The 22,889-nt window shown below is 66.6% G+C and carries 18 protein-coding genes; 9 read left to right on the top strand and 9 right to left on the bottom strand.

Annotated features, from left to right (window positions below; all coding sequences use genetic code 11):
• Positions 1 to 46: 46 nt before the first annotated feature.
• The 5 genes from U5768_RS26290 to purT all read right to left on the bottom strand — a co-directional run bounded on the left by U5768_RS26290 (position 47) and on the right by purT (position 6,908).
• A complete protein-coding gene (locus tag U5768_RS26290) occupies positions 47 to 1,525 on the bottom strand; it encodes a DEAD/DEAH box helicase (RefSeq protein ID WP_322033305.1) in 1,479 nt (492 codons plus the stop codon).
• Between the two features lie 518 nt (positions 1,526 to 2,043).
• Positions 2,044 to 3,480, bottom strand: coding sequence for an aldehyde dehydrogenase family protein (locus U5768_RS26285; RefSeq protein ID WP_322033304.1), 1,437 nt, complete (start codon positions 3,478 to 3,480; stop codon positions 2,044 to 2,046).
• 24 nt (positions 3,481 to 3,504) lie between these two features.
• On the bottom strand, positions 3,505 to 5,163 hold the full coding sequence (locus U5768_RS26280; protein WP_322033303.1) for an acetolactate synthase large subunit: 1,659 nt from the start codon (positions 5,161 to 5,163) through the stop codon (positions 3,505 to 3,507).
• Positions 5,164 to 5,278: 115 nt separating this feature from the next.
• Entirely contained in the window at positions 5,279 to 5,677 is a 399-nt protein-coding gene (locus tag U5768_RS26275) for an MliC family protein (RefSeq protein ID WP_322033302.1), read from the bottom strand.
• On the bottom strand, positions 5,667 to 6,908 hold the full coding sequence (purT, locus tag U5768_RS26270) for a formate-dependent phosphoribosylglycinamide formyltransferase (RefSeq protein ID WP_322033301.1): 1,242 nt from the start codon (positions 6,906 to 6,908) through the stop codon (positions 5,667 to 5,669). Before purT ends, U5768_RS26275 begins: the two co-directional genes overlap by 11 nt.
• 191 nt (positions 6,909 to 7,099) lie before the next feature.
• Here purT and U5768_RS26265 point away from each other — a divergent pair, with 191 nt between their 5' ends.
• Together U5768_RS26265 and U5768_RS26260 are read left to right on the top strand one after the other, a co-directional pair.
• Positions 7,100 to 7,789, top strand: a complete 690-nt coding sequence (locus U5768_RS26265; RefSeq protein WP_415913976.1) for an META domain-containing protein — start codon at positions 7,100 to 7,102, stop codon at positions 7,787 to 7,789.
• A 211-nt stretch (positions 7,790 to 8,000) separates the two neighbouring features.
• A complete protein-coding gene (locus U5768_RS26260) occupies positions 8,001 to 12,131 on the top strand; it encodes an FtsK/SpoIIIE family DNA translocase (RefSeq protein WP_322033300.1) in 4,131 nt (1,376 codons plus the stop codon).
• Between the two features lie 48 nt (positions 12,132 to 12,179).
• On the opposite strand, the gene U5768_RS26255 is transcribed toward U5768_RS26260, so the two are convergent.
• The gene (locus tag U5768_RS26255; RefSeq protein ID WP_322033299.1) at positions 12,180 to 13,337 is read right to left on the bottom strand and encodes a lactonase family protein; all 1,158 of its coding nucleotides are present in this window, start codon (positions 13,335 to 13,337) and stop codon (positions 12,180 to 12,182) included.
• Positions 13,338 to 13,643: 306 nt separating this feature from the next.
• Here U5768_RS26255 and U5768_RS26250 point away from each other — a divergent pair, with 306 nt between their 5' ends.
• The 3 genes from U5768_RS26250 to U5768_RS26240 all read left to right on the top strand — a co-directional run bounded on the left by U5768_RS26250 (position 13,644) and on the right by U5768_RS26240 (position 17,481).
• A complete protein-coding gene (locus U5768_RS26250) occupies positions 13,644 to 13,793 on the top strand; it encodes a DUF3096 domain-containing protein (protein ID WP_091998393.1) in 150 nt (49 codons plus the stop codon).
• A 195-nt stretch (positions 13,794 to 13,988) separates the two neighbouring features.
• Positions 13,989 to 15,851, top strand: coding sequence for a glycoside hydrolase family 15 protein (locus tag U5768_RS26245; RefSeq protein ID WP_322033298.1), 1,863 nt, complete (start codon positions 13,989 to 13,991; stop codon positions 15,849 to 15,851).
• Between the two features lie 322 nt (positions 15,852 to 16,173).
• Positions 16,174 to 17,481, top strand: coding sequence for a polyhydroxyalkanoate depolymerase (locus tag U5768_RS26240; protein WP_415913975.1), 1,308 nt, complete (start codon positions 16,174 to 16,176; stop codon positions 17,479 to 17,481).
• Positions 17,482 to 17,575: 94 nt separating this feature from the next.
• Here U5768_RS26240 and U5768_RS26235 read toward each other — a convergent pair whose 3' ends face one another.
• Complete coding sequence (locus U5768_RS26235; protein ID WP_322033297.1) at positions 17,576 to 18,208, bottom strand: TetR family transcriptional regulator; 633 nt, start codon at positions 18,206 to 18,208, stop codon at positions 17,576 to 17,578.
• Between the two features lie 459 nt (positions 18,209 to 18,667).
• Between U5768_RS26235 and rsxB the strand changes: the two genes are divergently transcribed.
• The 3 genes from rsxB to U5768_RS26220 all read left to right on the top strand — a co-directional run bounded on the left by rsxB (position 18,668) and on the right by U5768_RS26220 (position 20,707).
• Positions 18,668 to 19,513 carry an electron transport complex subunit RsxB gene (rsxB, locus tag U5768_RS26230; protein WP_322033296.1) on the top strand — a complete coding sequence of 282 codons (846 nt, stop codon included), beginning with the start codon at positions 18,668 to 18,670 and terminating at the stop codon, positions 19,511 to 19,513.
• Positions 19,514 to 19,549: 36 nt separating this feature from the next.
• The gene (nth, locus tag U5768_RS26225) at positions 19,550 to 20,194 is read left to right on the top strand and encodes an endonuclease III (RefSeq protein ID WP_322033295.1); all 645 of its coding nucleotides are present in this window, start codon (positions 19,550 to 19,552) and stop codon (positions 20,192 to 20,194) included.
• 78 nt (positions 20,195 to 20,272) lie between these two features.
• The gene (locus tag U5768_RS26220) at positions 20,273 to 20,707 is read left to right on the top strand and encodes a DUF1841 family protein (RefSeq protein ID WP_322033294.1); all 435 of its coding nucleotides are present in this window, start codon (positions 20,273 to 20,275) and stop codon (positions 20,705 to 20,707) included.
• A 140-nt stretch (positions 20,708 to 20,847) separates the two neighbouring features.
• Here the strand turns inward: U5768_RS26220 and U5768_RS26215 are convergent, their stop codons facing one another.
• Both U5768_RS26215 and U5768_RS26210 read right to left on the bottom strand, forming a co-directional pair.
• Entirely contained in the window at positions 20,848 to 21,243 is a 396-nt protein-coding gene (locus U5768_RS26215) for a cytochrome c (protein ID WP_322033293.1), read from the bottom strand.
• Between the two features lie 18 nt (positions 21,244 to 21,261).
• Entirely contained in the window at positions 21,262 to 21,627 is a 366-nt protein-coding gene (locus U5768_RS26210) for a c-type cytochrome (protein WP_322033292.1), read from the bottom strand.
• Between the two features lie 385 nt (positions 21,628 to 22,012).
• Between U5768_RS26210 and U5768_RS26205 the strand changes: the two genes are divergently transcribed.
• The gene (locus U5768_RS26205) at positions 22,013 to 22,864 is read left to right on the top strand and encodes a MoxR family ATPase (RefSeq protein ID WP_322033291.1); all 852 of its coding nucleotides are present in this window, start codon (positions 22,013 to 22,015) and stop codon (positions 22,862 to 22,864) included.
• Positions 22,865 to 22,889 lie beyond the last annotated feature (25 nt).

Here is a 22,889-nt window from a genome sequence, read left to right as displayed (position 1 = left end):
CATGCCGTTTTATCGTTGCGCCGCGCGATGCTTCGCGCGCCCAAACTCAATTCGACGAAGACGACGTCGGCTTGTTGCGCCACGACGACCCGAGGCCGCCCAGCAGCGCCGCGAGCGGCTGCTTCGACTGCGGCTTTTGCGGCGCGGCGTTCGCCGGGGTGTCTTCGGCCTTGCTGCGCGCATTCGCCGAGGGCTCGTACGGCTTCAGGAAAAAATCGTCGATGGGCTGCGAGCGATGATGATGCGGGCGGTCGAACGACGCCGCGCGGCGGTGCGTGCCGCGCTCGCCACGCTCACCCCGCCCTTCATGGCCGTCACGCTCGCGCCGGCGGCTGCCGCCTTCGTGATGCGGCACCGGCACGTCGACTACCAGGCGCTCCACGGTCAGCGGACGCTTGATGAGCTTCTCGATATCGGCAAGCTGCTTCTTTTCGTTCGGACTGCACAGCGACAGCGCATCGCCCGAGGCGCCCGCGCGGCCCGTACGGCCGATGCGGTGCACGTAGTCTTCGGCGTTGAAAGGCAGGTCGAAGTTGATGACGGCGGGCAGTTCGGCGATGTCGAGGCCGCGCGCGGCCACGTCCGTCGCGACAAGCGCTTCGATTTCGCCGCGCTTGAACGCGTCGAGCGCCTGCATGCGCTCGCTCTGCGAGCGGTCGCCGTGAATCGCCGACGCGACGATGCCCTGCTTCTCGATCTGGCGCGCAAGGCGGCTCGCGCCGATCTTGCTGTTGCAGAACACGATCACCTGTTTCAGGCCGCGGTCGCGGATCAACTGAACGACCGCGCCGGTCTTGTCGCCCTCGGCGACTTCGTACACGACCTGGGTGACGTTGGTCGCCGTGGAATTGCTACGCGCGACCTCGATGGTCTGCGGCGTGCGCAGATAAGTCGCAGCAAGCTTCTTGATCTCGCCGGAGAACGTGGCGGAGAAGAGCAGCGTCTGGCGCTCCTTCGGCAGCAGGTTCAAGATGCGCTGCAGGTCGGGCAGAAAGCCCATGTCGAGCATGCGGTCGGCTTCGTCGAGCACGAGCATCTGCACTTGCCCGAGGCTCGTGGTCTTTTGCTGCACGTGGTCGAGCAGGCGGCCAGGCGTCGCGATCAGGATTTCCACGCCGCGGCGCAGTTCGTCCGATTGCGGATTCATGTCGACGCCGCCGAACACCACCGCGCTGCGCAGCGGCGTGTGCTGCGCGTAAGTGCGCACGTTGTTGGCGACCTGGTCGGCCAGCTCGCGCGTGGGCGTGAGAATCAGCGCGCGCACCGGATGGCGGGCGGGCGACGCGCTCGTGCTCGCCATCGGCAGGAGACGTTGCAGGATCGGCAGCGAGAAGCTCGCCGTTTTGCCCGTGCCGGTTTGCGCGGCGCCCATCACGTCGCGGCCCGTGAGCACCACGGGAATCGCCTGCGCCTGGATCGGCGTGGGCGTCGTGTAGCCCTGCTCCTTGACGGCCCGGAGAATTTCGGGGGCCAGACCAAACTGGTCAAAGTTCGCAGTGCTGGGCGTGACGGCTGTGTCGGACATGGTGGCTTCGCTATAAAGGCGCTATTCGCGCAAGGCGCGGGAGCGCCTCAAAAGGTCACTGCTGGGCATTGCAGGTCGATGCAAAGGCGCCGGACAACAATCGGGCGCCCTGCGGCGACGGGACCGCCCGTGGACGACGGGAGAATCTGCCGGGGACGGGGCGCTGGCTCCTTGCCGCGCTCGCTCGGTGTTACACCAGCCAGACTCGCTCGATTCCAGATGGTTCCGGCGCCGTCCTGGTCTACGTCCTGATCTATTGACCGGCTGCACCGGATGGGTCAAACGGCTCGATCGGCGTTTCAGGCCAGGTCATCAAGCCTTGGGGCGGCTCATTGCCGCCCGCCGCCGGCGTTCCACTCGCCCTTTGCGGCAGGCGCAAAGGGCCGAAAGGCCGGTATTGTAGCACCTTGGCATAAATCCCTATGGCAGCAGGCCATGCGTTCTGCAACGCGGCGCACGGGAAGAACCCGCGCGCCATGCGGCGAAACATCGCGACCTTTTTTCAAGGCGCGCCGGATTCACCACGTCTCGCGCACCACCATCAGCCGCAGCTCGGTCATATCCTCGATCGCGTAGCGCACGCCTTCGCGTCCGAGGCCCGAGTCCTTCACGCCGCCGTACGGCATGTTATCCACGCGAAATGACGGAACGTCGTTGATCACCACGCCGCCCACTTCAAGCGCGTCCCATGCGCGGTGCGCGTTGGCGAGCGAATCAGTGAACACGCCGGCCTGCAGGCCGAAGTCGCTGTCGTTGACGATGTCGAGCGCCTTGCCGAAGTCGTCGAAGCGCTCCAGGATCGCGACCGGCCCGAACGCCTCCTTGCGATAGAGATCGGTGTCGCGGCGCACGTCTTCGAGCAGCGTGGCCTCGAACATCGCGCCGTCCACCGTGCCGCCCGCCACGATCTTCGCGCCCGCGAGCACCGCGCTTTCCATCCAGCCCGCGAGGCGCTTCGACTCGGACTCCGAGATCATCGGGCCGACAAAGGTTTTCTCGTCTTTCGGATCGCCCATCTTGAGCGTCTTGACCTTGGCGATGAGCTTTTCGCGCAGCGCGTCGTAAATCGACGCATGCACGAGAATGCGCTGCACGCCGATGCAGCTTTGCCCCGACTGGTAGTACGCGCCGAACGCAAGCCGGTCGACGACGTAATCGAGCTTGCCGCCCTGATCGCCGTCGACGATGGCGGCCGCGTTGCCGCCCAGTTCCAGAATCACTTTCTTCTTGCCGGCCTTCTTCTTGAGGTCCCAGCCAACCCCCGGCGAGCCCGTGAACGAGAGCAGCTTGAAACGCTCGTCGGTGGTGAAGAGGTCGGCGCCGTCGCGGTGCGCGGGCAGGATCGAGAACGCGCCCTTGGGCAGGTCGGTTTCCGCCAGCACGTCGCCGATGATCAGCGCGCCCACGGGCGTGCGGCTCGCGGGCTTCAACACGAACGGCACGCCTGCGGCGAGCGCGGGCGCGACCTTGTGCGCAGCGAGGTTGAGCGGGAAATTGAACGGCGAGATGAACGAACACGGCCCGATCGGCACGCGCTTCACGTAACCGTGATAGCCCTTCGCGCGCGCCGAAATCTCGAGATTCACGATCTCGCCGTCGATGCGCACGCTCTCTTCCGCTGCCACGCGGAACGTGTCGATCAGGCGCGTGGCCTCGCCGCGCGAATCGTTGATGGGTTTGCCCGCCTCGATGCACAGCGCCATGGCCAGTTCGTCGAAGCGCTCGCGAAACCGCGCCACGCAATGATCGATCACGGCCTGGCGCTTGTACGGCGGGAACGCGCGCATGGCGGGCATCGCCGCTTCGGCCGCCGCGATGGCCTTGTCGATCGCTTTCGCGTCGGCGAGCGCGACGCGCGTGGCGACTTCGCCGCTGTATTTGTCGGTGACTTCGAGGTCGGTGTTGGCGGCGACGGCCTCGTTGGCGAGGTAATACGGATAAGTCGGTTTGAGCATGACGGGTTCTCCGTAATGACAGCGTCAAAGCTGCGCGCTCAGGCGCTTGATATCGCGATTGAGCACGCGCTCGTTGTCCGAATAGTCGATGGGCACGTCGATCACGTGCACGCCGGGCTGGCCGAGACATTGCTCGACGAGCGGCCTGAGTGCGTCCGCCGACTCCACGCGGTGGCCATGCGCGCCGTAGCTGCGCGCATAGTCGACGAAATCGGGGTTCTGCAGCGTCATCCCGTAGTCGGGAAAATTCATGTTCTCCTGCTTCCAGCGGATCATGCCGAACGCGTCGTCGCGCAGCAGCAGCACGACGAGATCGAGCTTCATGCGCACCGCCGTCTCCAGTTCCTGCGAATTCATCATGAAGCCGCCGTCGCCGCACACGGCCACGACCTTGCGCTGCGGATGCACGATCTTCGTGGCGATGGCCGAGGGCAGCCCGGCGCCCATGGAGGCGAGCGCGTTGTCGAGCAGGATCGAATTGGGCTCGCGCGCGCGGTAGTAGCGCGCGAACCAGATCTTGTACATGCCGTTGTCGAGGCACAGGATGCCGTCCTCGGGCATCGCCCCGTACACGTCGTGCACGAGCCGCACGGGATACATCGGGAAGCGCTCGTCGTGCTGCCCCTTGGCGAGATGCGCCTCGAAATGGCGCTTGATCTCCTCGAAGCGCGCGAAGTCCCACGCATGCTCGCGCGGTTTGAGCGCCTCCTTGAGCTGCGTTTTCAGTTGCCACACCGCGTTGGCGATGTCGCCCACCACTTCGATCTGCGGGAAATACACGGGGTCGACTTCCGCGCCGAGAAAATTCACGTGGATGACGGTTTTCTCTTCCGCGCTGCGCATGAAAAACGGCGGCTTTTCGATCACGTCGTGGCCGACGTTGATGATGCAGTCGGCGTGCTCGATCGCGCGGTGCACGAAGTCGCCGTCCGAGAGCGTGGCGTTGCCGAGCCACAGCGGATGCGACTCGTCGATCACGCCCTTGCCCATCTGCGTGGTGAAAAACGGGATGCCGGTTTCGTCGACGAATTCGCGCAGCACGTTGCGCGTGGTCTTGCGATTGCCCCCCGCGCCGATCATGAGCAGCGGATGGCGCGCCTCGCAGATCGCCCCGACCGCATGCGCGACGGCCTTTTCCTCGGCCACGGGGCGGCGGCTGTAACTCTTGGGAATGGGCTTGCCGTCGCCCTCTTCGTCGGCCACGTCCTCGGGCAGTTCGAGATGCACGGCGCCGGGCCGCTCCTGCTCGGCCTGACGAAACGCCTCGCGCACGAGCGCCGGAATATTGCCGATGGAGACGATCTGCCGCGCGTACTTGGTGAGCGGCTCCATCATGCGCACGACGTCGACGATCTGAAAGTGGCCCTGCTTGCTCGACTTGATTGGCTTCTGGCCCGTGACCATCAGCATGGGCATGCCGCCTAGCTGCGCGTAGGCCGCGGCGGTCACGAAGTTGGTGGCGCCGGGCCCGAGCGTGGCCAGACACACGCCGGTGCGACCCGTCAGCCTTCCGTAAGTGGCAGCCATGAAGCCCGCGGCCTGCTCGTGGCGCGTGACGATCAGACGAATCTTCGAGCGCCGCAGCGATTCGAGCAGATCGAGGTTCTCTTCCCCCGGAATACCGAACACATACTCGACGCCTTCGGCTTCCAGCGCCTTCACGAACAGATCCGATGCTTTCATCGACCACCTCGCTAGCAAGCGCGGGGCCGGCGGCGCGGGCGGCGGCCGGCCTTCGCGAACAGGCCGACAGGTTACTCCCGCAAGGCGGAATCTGCAGTGAAGCGTGCGTCCGGCCCTAGCGCATGATGGTTGCGCAGCCCCGGAGCACCGGTTTCGGGCTCGCGTCCGACGTGACGTCGTAGAGATCCGCGCCGGGCCCCTTGGTCCACCACGTGTAGCGGTCGGCGACGTACTTCACGCCCGAAGCCGCGATCACGCCGACGAAAAGAAGCTTGCGGCCATCCACCGGCACGAGCGCGAAACTCTGGCCGTTGGCCGCATTGAAATAGGTGACCTTGAAGGTCTTGCTGTTCGCGCAGGTGTAGCTGAACGTGTGGCGCGATTGCACCTGGATGTCGCGCACTTCGAGCGAGGCGGCGCTCGCCGCGCTCGCGTGCAGCGCGGCGGCAAGACCGCACGCGGCCAGCGCGAGCGCGCCGCAAAGGCGGATTGCGCCGCTCCGATCATCGATCATGGTGTTCTCCTTGTGCTGCGCCGCCCGGCACGGGACGCACCGCCGCCGCCGCTTCGCGGGCGCGCGAGCGGGCCTCGCCGGTGTCGGCGCCCGTGGCGAGCGCCACGCCCATGCGGCGCTTCACGAAGCTCTCGGGCTTGCCGAAGAGGCGCAGATCCGCGCCCGGCACGGCCAGCGCCTGCGCTACGCCTTCGAACGCGATGCCGCGCGCGTCCATGCCGCCGTAAATCACCGCCGACGCGCCCGGACCGCGCGCCGTCGTATCGACGGGCAGGCCGAGGATCGCGCGCGCGTGCAGTTCGAACTCGGAAAAGCGCTGCGAGGCGAGCGTGACGAGCCCCGTGTCGTGCGGACGCGGGCTCACCTCGGAAAACCATACCTCGTCGCCGCGCACGAACAGTTCCACGCCGAACAGGCCGCGCCCGCCCAGCGCCTCGGTGACCTTGTGCGAAATCTCGCGCGAGCGTTCGAGCGCCTTCGCGCTCATCGGCTGCGGCTGCCACGATTCGACGTAGTCGCCGTCTACCTGAAGGTGGCCGATCGGATCGCAGAAGTACGTTTGCACCTGGCCGCTCGCCGGATCGACGGCTCGCACGGTCAACTGCGTGATCTCGTAGTCGAAGTTGATGAAGCCTTCGACGATCACGCGCCCGCGATTCACGCGGCCGCCCGCGAGCGCATATTCCCAGGCGCGCTCGACGTCGGCTTCGCTGCGCACGACCGACTGCCCCTTGCCCGAGGACGACATCACCGGCTTCACCACGCACGGATAGCCGACCTTGGCGACGCCCGCCTTCAGTTCGTCGAGCGAATCGGCGAAGGCATAGGGCGAGGTGGCGAGACCGAGTTCCTCGGCGGCCAGACGCCGGATGCCCTCGCGATTCATCGTGAGTTGCGCGGCGCGCGCGGTGGGGATCACCTCGGCGACGCCTTCGGCTTCGACGGCGGCGAGAGCGTCGGTGGCGATCGCCTCGATTTCGGGCACGACGAGATGCGGGCGTTCGGCGTCGATGAGCGCGCGCAGCGCCGTGGGATCGGTCATGTCGATCACGTGCGCGCGATGCGCGACCTGCTGGCCCGGCGCGTTTTCGTAGCGATCGACGGCGATCACTTCAACGCCGAGACGCTGCAGCGCGATGATCACTTCCTTGCCTAGCTCGCCTGCGCCCAGCAGCATGACACGGGTGGCGGAAGCGGATAGCGGCGTGCCGATGCGGGGGCGGGTCTGCATGATGTCTCCAGGAATGGCGGTATGGCGCAAATGCGTAAGAGCGCCGATGTTAACACGCGGCATCGGCACGGCGCGGCGCTTTGGGACGCCCGCGAGCGCCCGTTTCAGGCGCGTGGCGCGCACGTTTGCGCTCGCATGCTGCAGCGCGGTGCGTTACGCTTACGCCTTCGCCGATTACGAGGAACGATGCGATGCCTATCAGCCAGACGCTGAGCCACACGCCGAGCCAGATGCCGGGCCAGACGGCAAGCCAGACGCCGACGGGGAATTCGCGCGCGGCCCGAGGCGTATTCGCGCGAAAGCTCGCCTCGCGCACGGCGATGGTTGCCGCGGCCCTGCTGGTTTGCGCATGCAAGCTGCCCGTGCACACGGACGCGTCCGCGCCGCTGCCCGATCCGTTCAATCCCGCCACGACGCAACTGCTCGACAACACGCACTGGCAGCTCACGGAGTGGAAGCGCGCCGACGGCACGCTGCGCGCCGTGCCGGGCCCGAACGCCGACGCCGGCAACACCGCGAACCCCGACGCGCGCCCCATCACGCTCGACCTCTCGACCGAGAGCGGCCAACGCCGCGCGAGCGGTTTCTCGGGCTGCAACCGCTATTTCGGCGCCTATACGCTCAAGAACGGCCTGCTCTCGTTCAGCCAGCTCGGCGGCACGCGCATGGCGTGCATCGGCGCGGGCGGCGACATCGAAGGCGCATATCTGGAAGCGCTCGCGCACATCGCGCGCTCGGGCGTGCAGATGCGCCCTCCGCAATCGCTCTTTCTCGTGCTCGAAAACGGCGACCGCCTGACTTTCGCCGCGCAAAGCGCCGAGCAAGGCGGCAGCCCGCCCTCGACGCCGGGCGCCGCCTCCGACGCCAAACCGGCGCAGTGAACGCTGCGCGCATGAGCCGCCGCGCCCTTGTCCGGCGCGGCTCTTTTTTTGTTGCGCGCGAACCAAAGCGGCGCGCGCAGGGTCTTTGGCGTGTCGGGCGCGCAACGCCCGCGTGGCCACGCGCAACACTGCCCTCGGGCGGATGGCGGTGCGCCGGGGCCGAACGGTTACACTCCACACGTCGCACACCTTCTCTACGTACATCTTTGGCATGCACACGGTAGTTCCTGGCTGGTTCGGCGTTTCGGCCGTCTGGTTCATCCCTCTGATCTGGCGTCTCGTCAAGTCCGTGCTGCCGGGCGGCGCGGGCCTGCGCGGCCCCGGCACGATCCGGCTCTGGCTCGGCTTCGCCGGCGTGCTCCTCGCAAGCTGCGCACTCGAAGCGAAGCTCATCGACATCGCCGGTTTCGACGCGCTCGGGCATGCGCTTGCGGGCGGGCTCGGCAAACTCATCGGCCACGCCGCCGCGCCGCTCGCCATGACGGGGCTCCTCCTCGTGAGCTTGCCGTGGCTGCTCGACTTCCATTGGCGCGAATTCCTCGCCTGGGCCGACATCTCGCTCGGGCTCGGCTTGAACATCCGCCCCGCGCGCGAGACCGAAGACAGTCCGCGCCGCGAACGCCGCAGCCGCCGCGCCGCCGCATCGGATGAGGGACTTCCCGCGCATAGCGCCGCCACCGTAAATCCGCCGATGCCGGGCGACGGCGCGCGACGCAAGCGGCCGACGATCTGGCGGCCGCCGGCGCGCGAAGCACGCGAAGGCCGCGATCACTCGCGTACAACGGGCGCAATGGCCGCGGGATTGGGCGCGGCGTCGACGGTCGCCGCCGCACAGGATGCTTTCGCGGAGAGTGCGTTGCGGCGTGCCGAACCGGCCTTGCGCGGTCCCGCCGATCCCCCCGCGGCATGGGCGCGCACCGAGCCGACGGCAGCAGCCGACTGGCTGCGCGGCACGCGTGCCCCGGTGCAAACGCCGCCTGTGGCTACGCCGCGAGCGCAGATGGAGCCGCTGCGCACGCCGTTGCCGCAAGGCACGCCCATCGGCGATGCGCGCCGCCAGCCGGCGCGGGGCGCGAGCGCAGTCTCAGACGTGGCGGGCGCGCCAGGCCTCGGCGTGCAACCCAACGCCCCGCGGCGCGCCGAGCCGGGCCAAACCCGCCCGGCCATGGCCGCCGCGATGGCTGGCGCCGGCGCGCGAGCGGCTTCGGCTGCGGTGCAAGGTACTTCGATCGCGGCCGCTCCCGCCGCGGCCGCCGCGCGGAGTGCCGTGTTCGGCTCAGCGCCGGCGCCGCTCGATCCGCTGACTTCGCCGTTCGCACAACCCGTCATGCCGCGCCGCACGGCACCGCCGCCCGCGGCAGGCAGCACGGCGGCGCGCGCCGCAGCCGCGGCGCCCCCGCGCGTCGCGAAGCCGCCGCGGCCGTACGTCTGGCAGGGGCAACCCGCGCGCGTGAACCCGCGCCCACCCATGACGGCGCCGCGGAATGCGACGTTAGCGCCGTTCGCCTCGCAACTGGCCGACACGCCACCCGCCACGCCCGCTTACTCGCGCCTTGCGCCGACCGGCGCGTCGCAAGCGGAAGGGCCGCTCTCGACAAGCGTGCTCGAAACCTTGCGCTCGATCGAAGAAAACGCCGCTCGCTGGACGACGCTCGCCGGCGCAAGCCTCGCACGGCGCACCCTCGATGAAGCAAGCACGCCCGCCCGCGAGGAAGAGACGCGCGCGCAGTTCCCGAGTGCCGCGCCGGAGATTTCGATAGCGGCGGCGCCCGTAACGCCTGCTCCGGTCGAACAGCAGGACGACGGCTACGTTTCACCAAATCCGGTCGTGCACTCGCCTGAGGAGGCGCACGCCGCGTACGGCGCCCCCAGCGCTGCCGGAACTCCCAGCCCCGCGCCATTCGAGCCGGATCCGGTCAGCGCGGTCGAGACGCCCGCGCCGATGCCCGCGCAACCGATGCCTGCGCACGAAACCACGCAGGCAGCGCCGCGCGTCGAGCCCGTTCCGGCTATGGCGACAGAGGCCGCAACGCCGTCGCCCTGGCCGACGCTGGATCACGGCATGCCGTGGATCATGCTCGACGACGACCAACCGGCCGCCGCACCCATCGAAACGCCCGCCGCCGAGCCGTTCTACACGTTCACGCCGTCCATGGCGCAGGGGGAGGAGCGCGCAGCGAGCGCGCCGGCCGAACCGCCCGCGCCCGCCGCATCCCGCGAGGTGCACGACGCACACGCCCCGCTCGACCCATCGGCTGCGTCGAACATCGTGCACTTCCCCCGCCTCGATCGCGAGGCATCGCCCGACGACATCGTGACGCTCGCGCATCACGCAGCGCCCAAGGGCGAGCAACCGCTTGACGCAGCCACCCGCGGCGAGTCCGCGCACGGCACTCACGGCAGCCCGTTCGACGCCGCGCCTTCGCCGGCGGCGCAGCAAAAGGCGAGCGAGTCTTTCGCGCCCGTCGATGCGCACCCCGCGTCTTTCGAAGAAGCGCGAGAGGCGGCAAACGCAGTGGCCGAGGCGCTGCCGGCCATTAGCGCGGCAGCAACCCCGCCGTGGGTCGCCGAACCGCAGCCGGAAAGCCGTCCTGCGCCGGCCGCAGTCACGTCCGCGCCGCACCCCGCGTCGCCCGTTGCGATACCCATTGCGATGCCCGTTGCCGCGCCCTACCCCGCCGTCGTGCCCGAAAACGGCGCTGCGAGTGCCGCCTTCGAGCCCGAGCCTGAAGCGATCGATCCACCCGCAGCAATCGAACCAATCGAACCAATCGAAGCACCCGAGCCCGTAGCCCAGCGCGCTCCCGTGCGCGGCCACGCGCCCACGTCCTTCGTGTTCGAGCCGCTCAGCGCGTCGGCGGTCGAACTGCCGGGACTCGATCTCCTCGAACGCGCATCGTCCGAGATCGAGCCCGTCTCCGAGCAGAAGCTCGCCGAAACCAGCCAGCTCATCGAGCAGCGACTCCAGGAGTTCAAGGTCCCCGTGACGGTGGTCGGCGCCTCGGCGGGCCCGGTCATCACGCGCTTCGAAGTGGAACCCGCGCTCGGCGTGCGCGGCAGCCAGATCGTGGGCTTGATGAAGGATCTTTCGCGCGGCCTCGGCCTCACGTCGATCCGCGTGGTCGAAACGATTCCCGGCAAGACCTGCATGGGCCTCGAATTGCCGAACGCGCGCCGCCAGATGATCCGCCTCTCCGAGATTCTCGAATCGGCGCCGTACCATCGCTCGCAATCGAAACTCACGATCGCGATGGGCAAGGACATCGTCGGCCATCCGATCGTCACCGACCTCGCCAAGGCGCCGCACATGCTCGTGGCCGGCACGACCGGTTCGGGCAAGTCGGTGGCGATCAACGCGATGATCCTTTCGCTCCTCTACAAGGCGACGCCCGAGGACGTGCGGCTCATCATGATCGACCCGAAGATGCTCGAGCTTTCCGTCTACGAAGGCATTCCGCATCTGCTCGCGCCGGTCGTGACCGACATGAAGCTCGCCGCCAACGCGCTCAACTGGTGCGTGGGCGAAATGGAGAAACGCTACCGGCTGATGTCGGCGGTGGGCGTGCGCAATCTCGCGGGTTTCAACCAGAAGATCCGCGACGCCGAAGCAAACGAGCGCAAGATCGGCAACCCGTTCTCGCTCACGCCGGAAGCGCCCGAACCGCTCTCGCCGCTGCCGATGATCGTGGTCGTGATCGACGAGCTTGCCGACCTCATGATGGTTGCGGGCAAGAAGATCGAGGAATTGATCGCGCGTCTCGCGCAGAAGGCGCGCGCCGCCGGCATCCACCTGATCCTCGCGACGCAGCGCCCTTCGGTGGACGTGATCACGGGCCTCATCAAGGCGAACATTCCGACGCGCGTGGCGTTCCAGGTGTCGTCGAAGATCGACTCGCGCACGATCCTCGACCAGATGGGCGCGGAGTCGCTGCTCGGCCAGGGCGACATGCTGTTTCTGCCGCCCGGCACGGGGTATCCGCAACGCGTGCACGGGGCGTTCGTGGCCGACGAGGAAGTGCACGCCGTGGTGGAGTATCTGAAGCAGTTCGGCGAGCCCGAGTATGTCGAAGGCATTCTCGACGGCCCCGCAAGCGAGGGCGCACCGCAGGATCTGTTCGGCGACTCGCCCGAGGCCGAAGCCGACCCGCTCTACGACGAGGCCGTGGCCTTCGTCGTGCGTACCCGACGCGCGTCGATCTCGTCGGTGCAGCGGCAACTGCGCATCGGCTATAACCGCGCCGCGCGCCTGGTCGAGCAGATGGAAGCGGCCGGTCTTGTTTCGCCGATGGGCATCAACGGCAGCCGCGAAGTGCTCGTGCCCGGCGGCGGTCAGGCCGAATGAAAGAAGGCGCGAACCGTGCGTTTCGCGCCTTCTTTCCTCATCGAGACATCACTGCGCGACGAACTTGAAATCGACCGGCGAGCCGATCTCCACGCGCTTCGGGTTCGGCTCGAGAAGACCCGTTTGCTGATCGCGGCGGAACACGAAAGCGGTATCGCTGTTCTGGTTGCCCACGATGAGCCACTGCCCCGTCGGGTCGATCGCGAACTCGCGCGGCCCTTTCCCGAGGCTCGACTGGCGCCCCACGCGCTTCAGTTTCCCGCTGTCGCCATCGACGGCGAAGATCGAGATGTCGTTGGCGTCGCCGCGATTCGAGACGTAGAGGAACTTGCCATCCGGCGAAAGATGCAGCGCCGCCGCGCCCTGCTCGCCCTTGAAGCCCGGCTCCGCCAGTTTTTCCACCTGTTCCAGCTTCATGCGGCCATCCTGATACGCAAACACGGTCACGGTCGCAGCCAGTTCGCTCGTGAGATACGCGTGACGTCCGTCATTGCCGAAGATCAGATGGCGCGGGCCGCTGCCTGACTTCACATCCGTATAGCGCCACTCGGCGGGGCTCACGAGCCCGCGGCTGCCGTCCGGCGTATAGAGATAGGTCCAGAGCTTGTCGGTGCCGAGATCCTGCGTGAAGAGGTAGCGCCCATCCGGCGAAAACACCGTCGAGTGCACGTGCGCGTTGTCCTGACGCCCCTTCACCGGGCCGCCGCCCTCGTGATGCACGGTCAGCACGGCCTCGCCGAGCTTGCCGTCCTGCTGCACGGGCAGGACGGCGAAACTGCCGCCCGGATCGGCGGCGACCGAATAGTTCGCCACGAACAGATAGCGCCCATCCGGCGAAAGGCTCAGGTAGCACGGATCGTTGCCCTGCGCCGAAACCTTGTTGAGAAACGTGAGCTGACCGCTTGGGGCGTCGAAGCCGAACGCGCTCACGTCGCCGCGCAGGCTCGCGGGACCGTTGTCGCCCGGCAGTTCGTTCACGGCGTAGACGAAGCGGTTGTCCTTGCTCACCACGAGAAACGACGGGTTGACCGTCTTCGCCGCGCCGACCTGCTGCATGTCGCCCGTCTGCGTATCGAAGTGGTAGACGTAGAGGCCCTCGCTCTTGCCGCCCGTATAGGTGCCGACGATCAGGTTGTAGACACCGCCCGCGGGCGCGGTCGTGGAAGCGGATTGCGCGAACGCGTGCGTCGCGGCGACGGAAGCCATGATGACAACACCTTTGATGATCTGGGTCAGGAGATGCGCGGGTCCGCGCGCGGACCGGCGCACACCGGTAGATAAGCGGGAGGGCACGGGCACGGCGTTTGCAACAGCACGGCGAGGGAACATGTCGACCTCCTTTTTCTTGTCGATGCCGGGGACACCGGGCCAGTATAAGAGAGGTCGCGAGCGCCCGCGCGGCAAGCGCGCAGCGCGAACCCGCTGGCAAGCGCGCGGAAAACGAGCGCGAAAAATGAAGCAACCAGGGAATCGACGCAAAGATTCAAACCCCGCCGCAACCACGGAGCCGTCATGAACATTCACGTCGCCATCGGGCCGCTCGTCGCGCTCATCGCAGGCATTCTGATTCTCGCCGTGCCGCGCCTGCTCAATTACATCGTCGCGCTGTACCTGATCATCATCGGCATCATCGGGCTGTTTGGCGTGGGCGGTCATCTGTAACCCGCCTGCTTACGCTTGCTCACGTTTGCTGACGCAATGTTGACGCAAGCGAGATGAGTATTTGCACGTGCTGCCACGCAAAACGCATTGCGCTGGCAGCCCCCCTGCCACTACTCTTGTGCGTGCATGCCCCGCGCAGCGACCCGCGCGCGGCGAGCGGCTTCGTTTTCGAGCAACGCTGTCAATCTGCTTACTATGCCCGCACCCATTGAAGACTACGCATTGATCGGCGACGGCCACACGGCCGCGCTAGTTTCCCGCGCCGGTTCCATCGACTGGCTCTGCTGGCCGCGCTTCGACTCGGGGGCCTGCTTCGCCGCCCTGCTCGGCACCGAGGAAAACGGCCGCTGGCTCATTGCGCCCGCGCAACCGGAAGATGGCGCAAAAGTCGAGATCAAGACCACGCGCCGCTATCGCGGCGACACGCTGATCCTCGAAACCGATTTCGAAACGCCCGAAGGCGCGGTGACGCTCATCGACTTCATGCCGCCCGGCAACGGCTGGTCCGAACTCGTGCGCATCGTCGTGGGGCGGCGCGGCACCGTGCGCATGGAAAGCCACTTCGTGCTGCGCTTCGACTATGGCTTTTCGGTGCCGTGGGTGAGCCGCCTCACCTACGAGAGCGGCATCAAGGCGACGGTGGGCCCGGACACGGTCGTACTGCGCACGCCCGTGGATCTCCAGGGCGAAAACATGCACACGGTCGCGCAGTTCGACGTGAAAGAAGGCGAACGCGTGCCGTTCTCGCTTTCCTATGCGGCTTCGCACCTGCGTCTGCCGCCGCCGCGCGACCCGTTCACGGCGCTTGCCCGCACCGAAAACTTCTGGACCGAATGGGCCTCGCGCAGCACCGTGGAAGGCCGCTGGGCCGAACCGATCCGCCGCTCGCTCATCACGCTCAAGGCGCTGGCCTACGAGCCCACGGGCGGCATCGTCGCGGCGCCCACCACGTCGCTGCCCGAACAGTTGGGCGGCACGCGCAACTGGGACTACCGCTACTGCTGGCTGCGCGACGCGACCATCACGCTGCTCGCGATGATGCGCGGCGGCTACTACGACGAGGCGCGCGCCTGGCGCGCATGGCTCGGCCGCGTGATGGCGGGTTCGCCCTCGCAGTTGCAGATCATGTACGGACTCGCGGGCGAGCGCCGTCTGCCCGAATTCGAACTCGACTGGCTGCCGGGCTACGAAGGCGCGAAGCCGGTGCGCGTGGGCAACAACGCGGTCGGCCAGTTGCAGCTCGACGTGTACGGCGAAGTCATGAACGCACTGCACCTCGCGCGCGTGGGCGGCCTCCAGGCCGACGACACGGCATGGTCGATCCAGTGCGCGATGCTCGAACATCTGGAGACGATCTGGACCGCGCCCGACGAAGGCATCTGGGAAACGCGCGGCGGCCGCCAGCATTTCACGTTTTCGAAGGTGATGGCGTGGGTCGCGTTCGACCGCGCGATCAAATCGGCGGAAAAATTCGACCTGCCGGGGCCGCTCGATCACTGGCGCGAACTGCGCTCGACGATCCACGCCACCATCTGCGAGCGCAGCTTCAACAAGGATCTGAATTCCTTCACGCAGATCTACGGCGGCACCGACCTCGACGCGAGCCTGCTGCTCATGCCGCTGGTCGGCTTCCTGCCTGCCCAGGATCCGCGCATCGCCGGCACGGTCGCGGCTATCGAGCGCGACCTCCTGTGCGAAGGCTTCGTGATGCGCTATCGCACCACCGACTTCAACGACGGACTGCCGCCGGGGGAAGGCACCTTCCTCGCGTGCAGCTTCTGGATGGTCGACAACCTCGCCCTGCAAGGCCGCATGGACGACGCACGCCAGATGTACGAGCGCCTGCTGTCGCTTGCCAACGACGTGGGTTTGCTCGCCGAGGAATACGACCCCATTGCGGGGCGGCTGGTCGGCAACTTCCCGCAGGCGTTCTCGCACGTGGCGCTCGTGCATACGGGCTTGAACCTCATGCAGCACGAGCAGGAAATGGCGAAGGAAACGGGACATCCGGCGGTCGACGGTGCGTCGGCCGAGCCGGTTGTTGCATCCGCATCGTAAATGTTCGAAAGCGCCTGGACGTTTTCGTGGGCTGGGGTACACTAGGGTTGCTGCGTTGCACAACAGCCGGGCGCAGCAATACTGTCCGCGCCGCCTGGCAACGGGGCGAACGCGTGTGCCGCCGTGCAGCGCGCCTGCAGCCGACCGCTGCGGGCACGCATACGGGTCCGCCCGCGGGTCTGCCCTCATTAAAGCCCTCTAGGCGGCGGCCGATAAACAACCTGATTGACTGACCGACCAACCTTGCCGGCCCGCATCTGCCCCGCGCGTCACCCGCGCGCGCTCCGGGTGCGAACCGCTCCTTGAAGAAGCCGGAGCGCCCATGCTCTATCAAATCCGTGAATTCCAGCGCGCGTTGCTCAGCCCGCTGACCGCCTGGGCCCAGGCCGCCTCGAAATCGTTCTCGAATCCCACGAGCCCGTTTTCTCTCGTGCCGGGCGCCACGCGCTTTGCCGCAGGCTACGAACTGCTCTATCGCCTCGGCAAGGACTACGAGAAGCCCGAGTTCAACCTTCGCCAGATCGTGAAGGACGGCTTCAATATTCCGATCGTCGAGCAGACCATCATCGAGAAACCGTTCTGCCGCCTGCTGCGCTTCAAGCGCTACGCCGACGACACCGCCGCCGTGGCCGCGTTGAAGGACGAGCCCGCGGTGCTGGTGTGCGCGCCGCTCTCGGGCCACCACGCCACGCTCCTGCGCGACACCGTGCGCACGCTGCTGCAGGACCACAAGGTGTACATCACCGACTGGGTCGACGCGCGTATGGTGCCGCTCGAAGCCGGTGCGTTCCATCTCGACGACTACGTGGCGTATATCCAGGAATTCATCCGCCACATCGGCGCGAAGAACCTGCATGTGCTCTCGGTCTGCCAGCCCACGGTGCCGGTGCTCGCGGCCATCTCGCTCATGGCGAGCCGCGGCGAGGACACGCCGCTCACGATGACGATGATGGGCGGCCCGATCGACGCGCGCCGCAGCCCCACCGCCGTCAACTCGCTCGCCACCGAACACTCGCTCGACTGGTTTGCGAACAACGTGATCCACACGGTGCCGGCGAACTATCCGGGCGAAGGGCGCGAAGTGTATCCGGGCTTCCTGCAGCATGCGGGTTTCGTCGCGATGAATCCGGGCCGCCACACCACGGCGCATTGGGACTTCTACAAGAGCCTGTTGCGCGGCGACGAAGAGGACGCCGAAGCACATCGTCAGTTCTACGACGAATACAACGCAGTGCTCGACATGGCCGCCGAGTATTACCTCGAGACGATCCGCACCGTGTTCCAGGATTTCAGTCTCGCCGAAGGCACGTGGGACGTGGCGGGCGAACGCGTGCGCCCGCAGGATATTCGCGACACGGCGCTCTTCACTATCGAAGGCGAACTCGACGACATCTCCGGCGCGGGCCAGACGCGCGCCGCGCACGATCTGTGCACGGGCATTCCCGAAGCGGACAAGCATCATCTGACCGCCGAGAAATGCGGCCACTACGGCATCTTCTCGGGCCGCCGCTGGCGCACGATCATCTACCCGCAGTTGCGCGATTTCATCCGCCAGCACCAGCAGGCCGCTGGCCGCACGGGCAAGGAATCTTCCGCCCGCGGCCGCTCCGCGCAGGGCGCTGTCGCCTGACGAAGGCTCGCGCGCCGTACACGCCAGCAGCAAAACCCACGCGCCGTCCCAGGACGGCGCGTGGCGTTTGTGGAGCGTGAAACGATCTCGCGTACTACTTGCGCATCAGATACGCGAGCAGCATTTCCGTGTTGAGCTGAATGATTTCCGCGCGCTCGGCGCTCGTGCTGAAGTCGCGACCGAGCGTGGCGTTGAGCGTGTAGCGGTTCGACACGATGTAATAGCCCATGCCCGAGAGCGTCACATAGAGCCGCAACGGGTCGATGCTCGGGCGGAACAATCCCGCGGATTCGCCGCGCGTGAGAATCGAGCCGAGCGTCGCCACGATGGGCGAGATCATCTCGCGAATTCGTGTGGACTTCTGCATATATCGCGCCTCGTGCAGATTCTCGTTGTTCACGAGCCGCAGCAGTTCGGGATTGTCGCGATAGTAGTCCCACACGAAATGCGCGAGCCGCGTGATCGCCTCGACGGGTGCGAGCCCCGAGAGATCCAGCGCGCGTTCGGCTTCATTGAGCGCGCCGAATGCATGCTCGAGCACTGCCGTGAACAGTTGCTCCTTGCTGCCGAAGTAGTAATAGAGCATGCGCTCGTTGGTTTCCGCGCGACGCGCGATCTGGTCGACGCGTGCGCCGAACAGGCCGCCATTGGCGAATTCTTCCGCCGCGGCGAGCAGAATGCGGCGGCGGGTGCCTTCAGGATCTCTTTTGATTTTTGGCTGATTCATGGTGGCAGGATCTCGTTAAGCCGCGTTGTCCGGTTTACGCTGTCGGGCCGTACCACGCCGAATCTCTCCTGGCGGGCAGCAACAACGTTGTGCGGGGCGCGCCAGGTTAATGGACAGACACCCTCCGACCTACGGTCTTGCGTTCCGTCTCGTTCGTTTGATGTCGTTGCGAGCCGACATCGGCCTTCCCCCTGGTTGCTTCGTGCGAGACGCAATGCGAGCCGCCTGGGCATTGCATCCGCGCTTTACGTCTACTGATTCCCCCCTCCACCGCAAAGCGCTTCGCATTAAGCGCTTTGATTATGGCACATGGTCCGCCGATGGCAATGTGGGAAATCGGCGATAATGCAAGCTTTGGCGCTGTGCGTGCGCGCTCTGTCAGGCCCGCTGCGAAACCCTCCGCGCGGCCATGTGCGCCCAAGCTCACGCCCGCGCCCGCCCCGCCCCGATGTAGCGAACGTGAACGATCCCAAAACACTCGCAGATCGCATCGAAGATCTGCTGCCCCAGACCCAATGCACGAAGTGCGGCTACGACGGCTGCCGGCCCTATGCCGAAGCCGTCGCCGCCGGCGCCGCCAACTACAATCAGTGCCCGCCCGGCGGCCTGGAAGGCGTCGAGCGCCTCGCGAAACTGCTCGGCAAACCCGTCATCCCCATCAATCCGGACAACGGCGTGGAACGTCCGCGGCCGGTGGCGTTCATCGACGAGCAACTGTGCATCGGCTGCACGCTGTGCATGCAGGCATGTCCCGTCGACGCGATCGTTGGCGCGCCCAAGCAGATGCACACCATCGTCAAGGATCAATGCACGGGCTGCGATCTATGCGTCGCGCCCTGCCCCGTCGACTGCATAGCAATGATTCCCGTTACGGGCGACGCGACCGGCTGGGACGCCTGGACGCAGCAGCGGGCCGACGAAGCCCGCGCGCGCCATGACCGGCGCATGGCGCGCCAGGCCGCCGAGCGCCACGCGGCCGAGGCGCGCGCCGCGGCGCGCCGCGCGGCCACGAGGACCCCGCAAGCCGATGCATCCCACAAGGCGCAAGACGCCGCCACGCAACCTGCAAGCCCTCCCGCCGACGACGCCGAAGCGAAGAAGAAAGCGATCATCCAGGCGGCGCTCGAACGCGCGCGCCGCAAGAAGGCGGAAATGGCCGAACAGGGTGCGGGACCGCGCAACGTCGAGCATGTGAGCGCCGACGTGCAGGCGCAGATCGATGCCGCCGAGGCGCGCCGCAAGCGCCTCGGTATCGAGTCGAGTGCATCGGACACTGCGCGCGACGACGACAAGCCCGCGCCCTAGCGCAACGCCCGACCCCAGGCCCCACGCACAACGAGCATGAACGCCACCAAGCGCCGCGCCATCTACGAAACGCTGCAAAGCCTCAATCCGCATCCCACGACCGAGCTGGAATACAGCACGCCGTTCGAACTCCTGATCGCCGTGATGCTCTCCGCGCAAGCCACCGACGTTTCCGTGAACAAGGCCATGCGCCGGATGTTTCCGGTCGCCAACACGCCGGAAACGGTGCTCGCGCTGGGCGAGGAAGGCGTGGCCGATTACATCAGGACGATCGGGCTTTATCGCACCAAGGCCAAGAACGTCATTGCGACCTGCCGCATCCTGATCGAGCAATACGGCGGCGAAGTGCCGCCCACGCGCGAGGCGCTCGAAGCGCTGCCCGGCGTGGGACGCAAGACCGCGAACGTCGTGCTCAACACGGCCTTCGGCCAGCCGACGATTGCCGTCGACACGCATATCTTTCGGGTTGCGAACCGAACGGGACTCGCGCCCGGCAAGGACGTGCGCGCCGTCGAGGTTGCGCTCGAAAAATTCACGCCACCCGAGTTTCGCCACGACGCGCATCACTGGCTCATCCTGCATGGCCGCTATGTGTGCAAGGCGCGCCGGCCCGAATGCTGGCATTGCGTGATCGAGCCGCTATGCGAGTTCAAGCCGAAAACGCCGCCGCCGGACCTCTGAGCGCGTGCATGCCGCCGGGCGTAAAATGATCCGCTCACGCATCGCACGACCACGCTTCACCCCTACGACCGACTCAAGATGTTCAATCCCAGCCGCGACGAAGTCCGCCGCTTTTTCACCGAGACCTGGCGCAAGCAGCGCGCGGGAGAAATCCTCACGCCGCTAGAGGCGATTGCCGCCGACTGGATCGTCGAGCACCCCGAATATCACGCCGAACTCGCCGATGCCGATGCGGCCACCGCGCAGGATTACTCGCCCGAGCGCGGCCAGAGCAATCCGTTCCTGCATCTGTCGATGCATCTGGCGATCAGCGAGCAGATTTCGATCGACCAGCCGCCCGGCATCCGCGCCGCGCACGAGCGGCTCGCCGCGCGCCTCGGCTCCACGCACGACGCGCAGCACGCGATCATGGAGTGCCTCGGCGAAACGATCTGGGAAGCGCAGCGCACGAACACGCCCCCCGACACCGACGCCTATCTCATGCGCATCGAGCGCCGCGCTTCCCGCGACTGACGCACGACCGAAGCGCGACCGAAGCGCGGTCTCGCGGCAAACGAAGCCGCAAAAAAACACCCCGCGAACGCCTCGCCGAAAACGAGGCCCGTGCGGGGTGTTTCACATGATGCGGCACGCATGGCGCGCCGCCTTCACGCTTATTTCTTGTTGACGAGGTCGCCGTTCAGCGATTCGATGTACGCCGCGAGGTCCTTCATATCGCTCTGCGAAAGATTCTGCACCTGCGCCTGCATGATCGGATTGTTGCGGCCGAGGTGCGGGTTGCTCGCGCCCATCTGGTACTGGCGCAGCGCCCAGTAGATGTAGTCGGCATGCTGGCCGGCGAGCTTCGGATATTCGGGGCTCACGGGCTTGTTCAGTCCCGCGCCGTGGCAGGCCGCGCAGTTGTGGGTCTCGGCGAGAACCTTGCCATTGGAGGCGTCGGCCGCGTGCGCAGGATGCAGCGCGAGCGCGCCGGCCAGCGCGAGCCCGGCGAACGCGAACTTGATAGTTGCACCGGCAAACGAAGGCACAGCCGTGTAGGGCTTGTTCATGGATTCTCCACCTGCCGGTTATTTATTCGGATTGTCTTTCGACGCAGCCGTTTGCGACGCATAGTAGGCCGCGATGTCGGCGATGTCCTGTTCGGTGAGCGAGGACGCGATGGCGTGCATCGTTTCGAAATGCCGGTCGCCCTTCTTGTACGCGAGCAACGCATTCATGATGTACTGCGCGTTCTGGCCGCCCAGAATGGGCACGTGGTAGACCTCGGGGTAAGCGGTGCGGTAGTCGGGAATACCATGACAGCCGATACACATCGCCACCTTGTCCTGACCCGCCTTCGCGTTGCCCACGACGTCCGCGTGAGCCGTGACCGCGAAGCACGCCAGCATGGTTATTGCGCCCGCGATGACGTGCTTGCCGACAATTTTTTTCATAGCATCCAACCTGGCTTGAGGGGATTCGAACGCCCGAACCGCAGGCCACGGCCTGCGCCGCATTACTGCTGTTTTACTTTTGGGGTCGCCGTGCAGGCCGAAAAAAATCGGTCCGAGTATACCGCGACGCCGCGCCGCCCGTCCACCGGCCGCGCCACGCCTGGCGGGCCTCAGCGCGCCTCGCGGGGCGCCCCCGCGGTGGCGCCGCAGTTCCGCGCGAGCCTCGCAGCGGCCCGGCGCGCCGGCTCGCCGGCAGGCAACCCGGAGGAACCCTGGCACGCGCAACCGTGCCCCAAAGCGCGGACCCAACGATACGCGGTGGCGCGCCGACGCAACACCCCATCTGACTTATACTGGGATTTTTTTCCCAGCGAGCGGATTCACCATGCGCGCCACGCGTTTCGAAGGCTCATCGCAGTACGTCGCCACCGACGATCTCAAGCTCGCGGTCAACGCCGCGATCACGCTCAAGCGTCCCCTGCTCATCAAGGGCGAGCCCGGCACGGGCAAGACCATGCTGGCCGAGGAAGTGGCCGCGGCGCTGGGTATGCCGCTCATGCAGTGGCACGTCAAGTCCACCACGAAGGCGCAGCAAGGGCTCTACGAGTACGACGCGGTCTCGCGCCTGCGCGACTCGCAGCTCGGCGACGAACGCGTGAAGGACATCGCCAACTACATCGTGAAGGGCGTGCTGTGGCAGGCGTTCGAGTCGGACGAGCAAAGCGTGCTGCTCATCGACGAAATCGACAAGGCCGACATCGAATTCCCGAACGACCTGTTGCGCGAACTCGACCGCATGGAGTTCTATGTGTACGAGACGCGCCAGCTCGTGAAGGCGAAGCAGCGTCCGCTCGTCATCATTACGTCGAATAACGAAAAGGAGCTGCCCGACGCCTTCCTGCGCCGCTGCTTCTTCCACTACATCAGCTTTCCCGATCCGGCCACGATGCAGCGCATCGTCGAGGTGCACTATCCCGGCATCCGCAAGGAACTGCTCAACGCGGCCATGGAAAGCTTCTTCGAGCTGCGCAACGTCGCGGGCCTGAAGAAAAAGCCGTCCACTTCCGAACTGCTCGACTGGCTCAAGCTCCTGCTCGCCGAAGAAGTTCCGCCCTCGGCGCTGCGCGCGGCCGACGGCTCGAAGTCCATGCCGCCGCTCGCGGGCGCGCTGCTCAAGAACGAGCAGGACATGACGCTGTTCGAGCGCCTCATCTACATGAACCGCCACAATCGTTGACCAGGACGCCGCGCGCGAAAGCCGG

Source organism: Paraburkholderia sp. J76 (assembly GCF_905220295.1).
Classification (GTDB): Bacteria; Pseudomonadota; Gammaproteobacteria; order Burkholderiales; family Burkholderiaceae; genus Paraburkholderia.
Note: the sequence above shows the minus strand (reverse complement) of the source record. Positions and strands in the feature narration are given on the sequence as shown.

Bases quoted from the DNA above. Each gene is read 5' to 3' on its own strand.
- U5768_RS26290 (WP_322033305.1), bottom strand. From the start codon at position 1,525: ATGTCCGACACAGCCGTCACGCCCAGCACTGCGAACTTTGACCAGTTT.
- U5768_RS26285 (WP_322033304.1), bottom strand. From the start codon at position 3,480: ATGCTCAAACCGACTTATCCGTATTACCTCGCCAACGAGGCCGTCGCC.
- U5768_RS26280 (WP_322033303.1), bottom strand. From the start codon at position 5,163: ATGAAAGCATCGGATCTGTTCGTGAAGGCGCTGGAAGCCGAAGGCGTC.
- U5768_RS26275 (WP_322033302.1), bottom strand. From the start codon at position 5,677: ATGATCGATGATCGGAGCGGCGCAATCCGCCTTTGCGGCGCGCTCGCG.
- purT (WP_322033301.1), bottom strand. From the start codon at position 6,908: ATGCAGACCCGCCCCCGCATCGGCACGCCGCTATCCGCTTCCGCCACC.
- U5768_RS26265 (WP_415913976.1), top strand. From the start codon at position 7,100: ATGCCTATCAGCCAGACGCTGAGCCACACGCCGAGCCAGATGCCGGGC.
- U5768_RS26260 (WP_322033300.1), top strand. From the start codon at position 8,001: ATGCACACGGTAGTTCCTGGCTGGTTCGGCGTTTCGGCCGTCTGGTTC.
- U5768_RS26255 (WP_322033299.1), bottom strand. From the start codon at position 13,337: ATGGCTTCCGTCGCCGCGACGCACGCGTTCGCGCAATCCGCTTCCACG.
- U5768_RS26250 (WP_091998393.1), top strand. From the start codon at position 13,644: ATGAACATTCACGTCGCCATCGGGCCGCTCGTCGCGCTCATCGCAGGC.
- U5768_RS26245 (WP_322033298.1), top strand. From the start codon at position 13,989: ATGCCCGCACCCATTGAAGACTACGCATTGATCGGCGACGGCCACACG.
- U5768_RS26240 (WP_415913975.1), top strand. From the start codon at position 16,174: ATGCTCTATCAAATCCGTGAATTCCAGCGCGCGTTGCTCAGCCCGCTG.
- U5768_RS26235 (WP_322033297.1), bottom strand. From the start codon at position 18,208: ATGAATCAGCCAAAAATCAAAAGAGATCCTGAAGGCACCCGCCGCCGC.
- nth (WP_322033295.1), top strand. From the start codon at position 19,550: ATGAACGCCACCAAGCGCCGCGCCATCTACGAAACGCTGCAAAGCCTC.
- U5768_RS26220 (WP_322033294.1), top strand. From the start codon at position 20,273: ATGTTCAATCCCAGCCGCGACGAAGTCCGCCGCTTTTTCACCGAGACC.
- U5768_RS26215 (WP_322033293.1), bottom strand. From the start codon at position 21,243: ATGAACAAGCCCTACACGGCTGTGCCTTCGTTTGCCGGTGCAACTATC.
- U5768_RS26210 (WP_322033292.1), bottom strand. From the start codon at position 21,627: ATGAAAAAAATTGTCGGCAAGCACGTCATCGCGGGCGCAATAACCATG.
- U5768_RS26205 (WP_322033291.1), top strand. From the start codon at position 22,013: ATGCGCGCCACGCGTTTCGAAGGCTCATCGCAGTACGTCGCCACCGAC.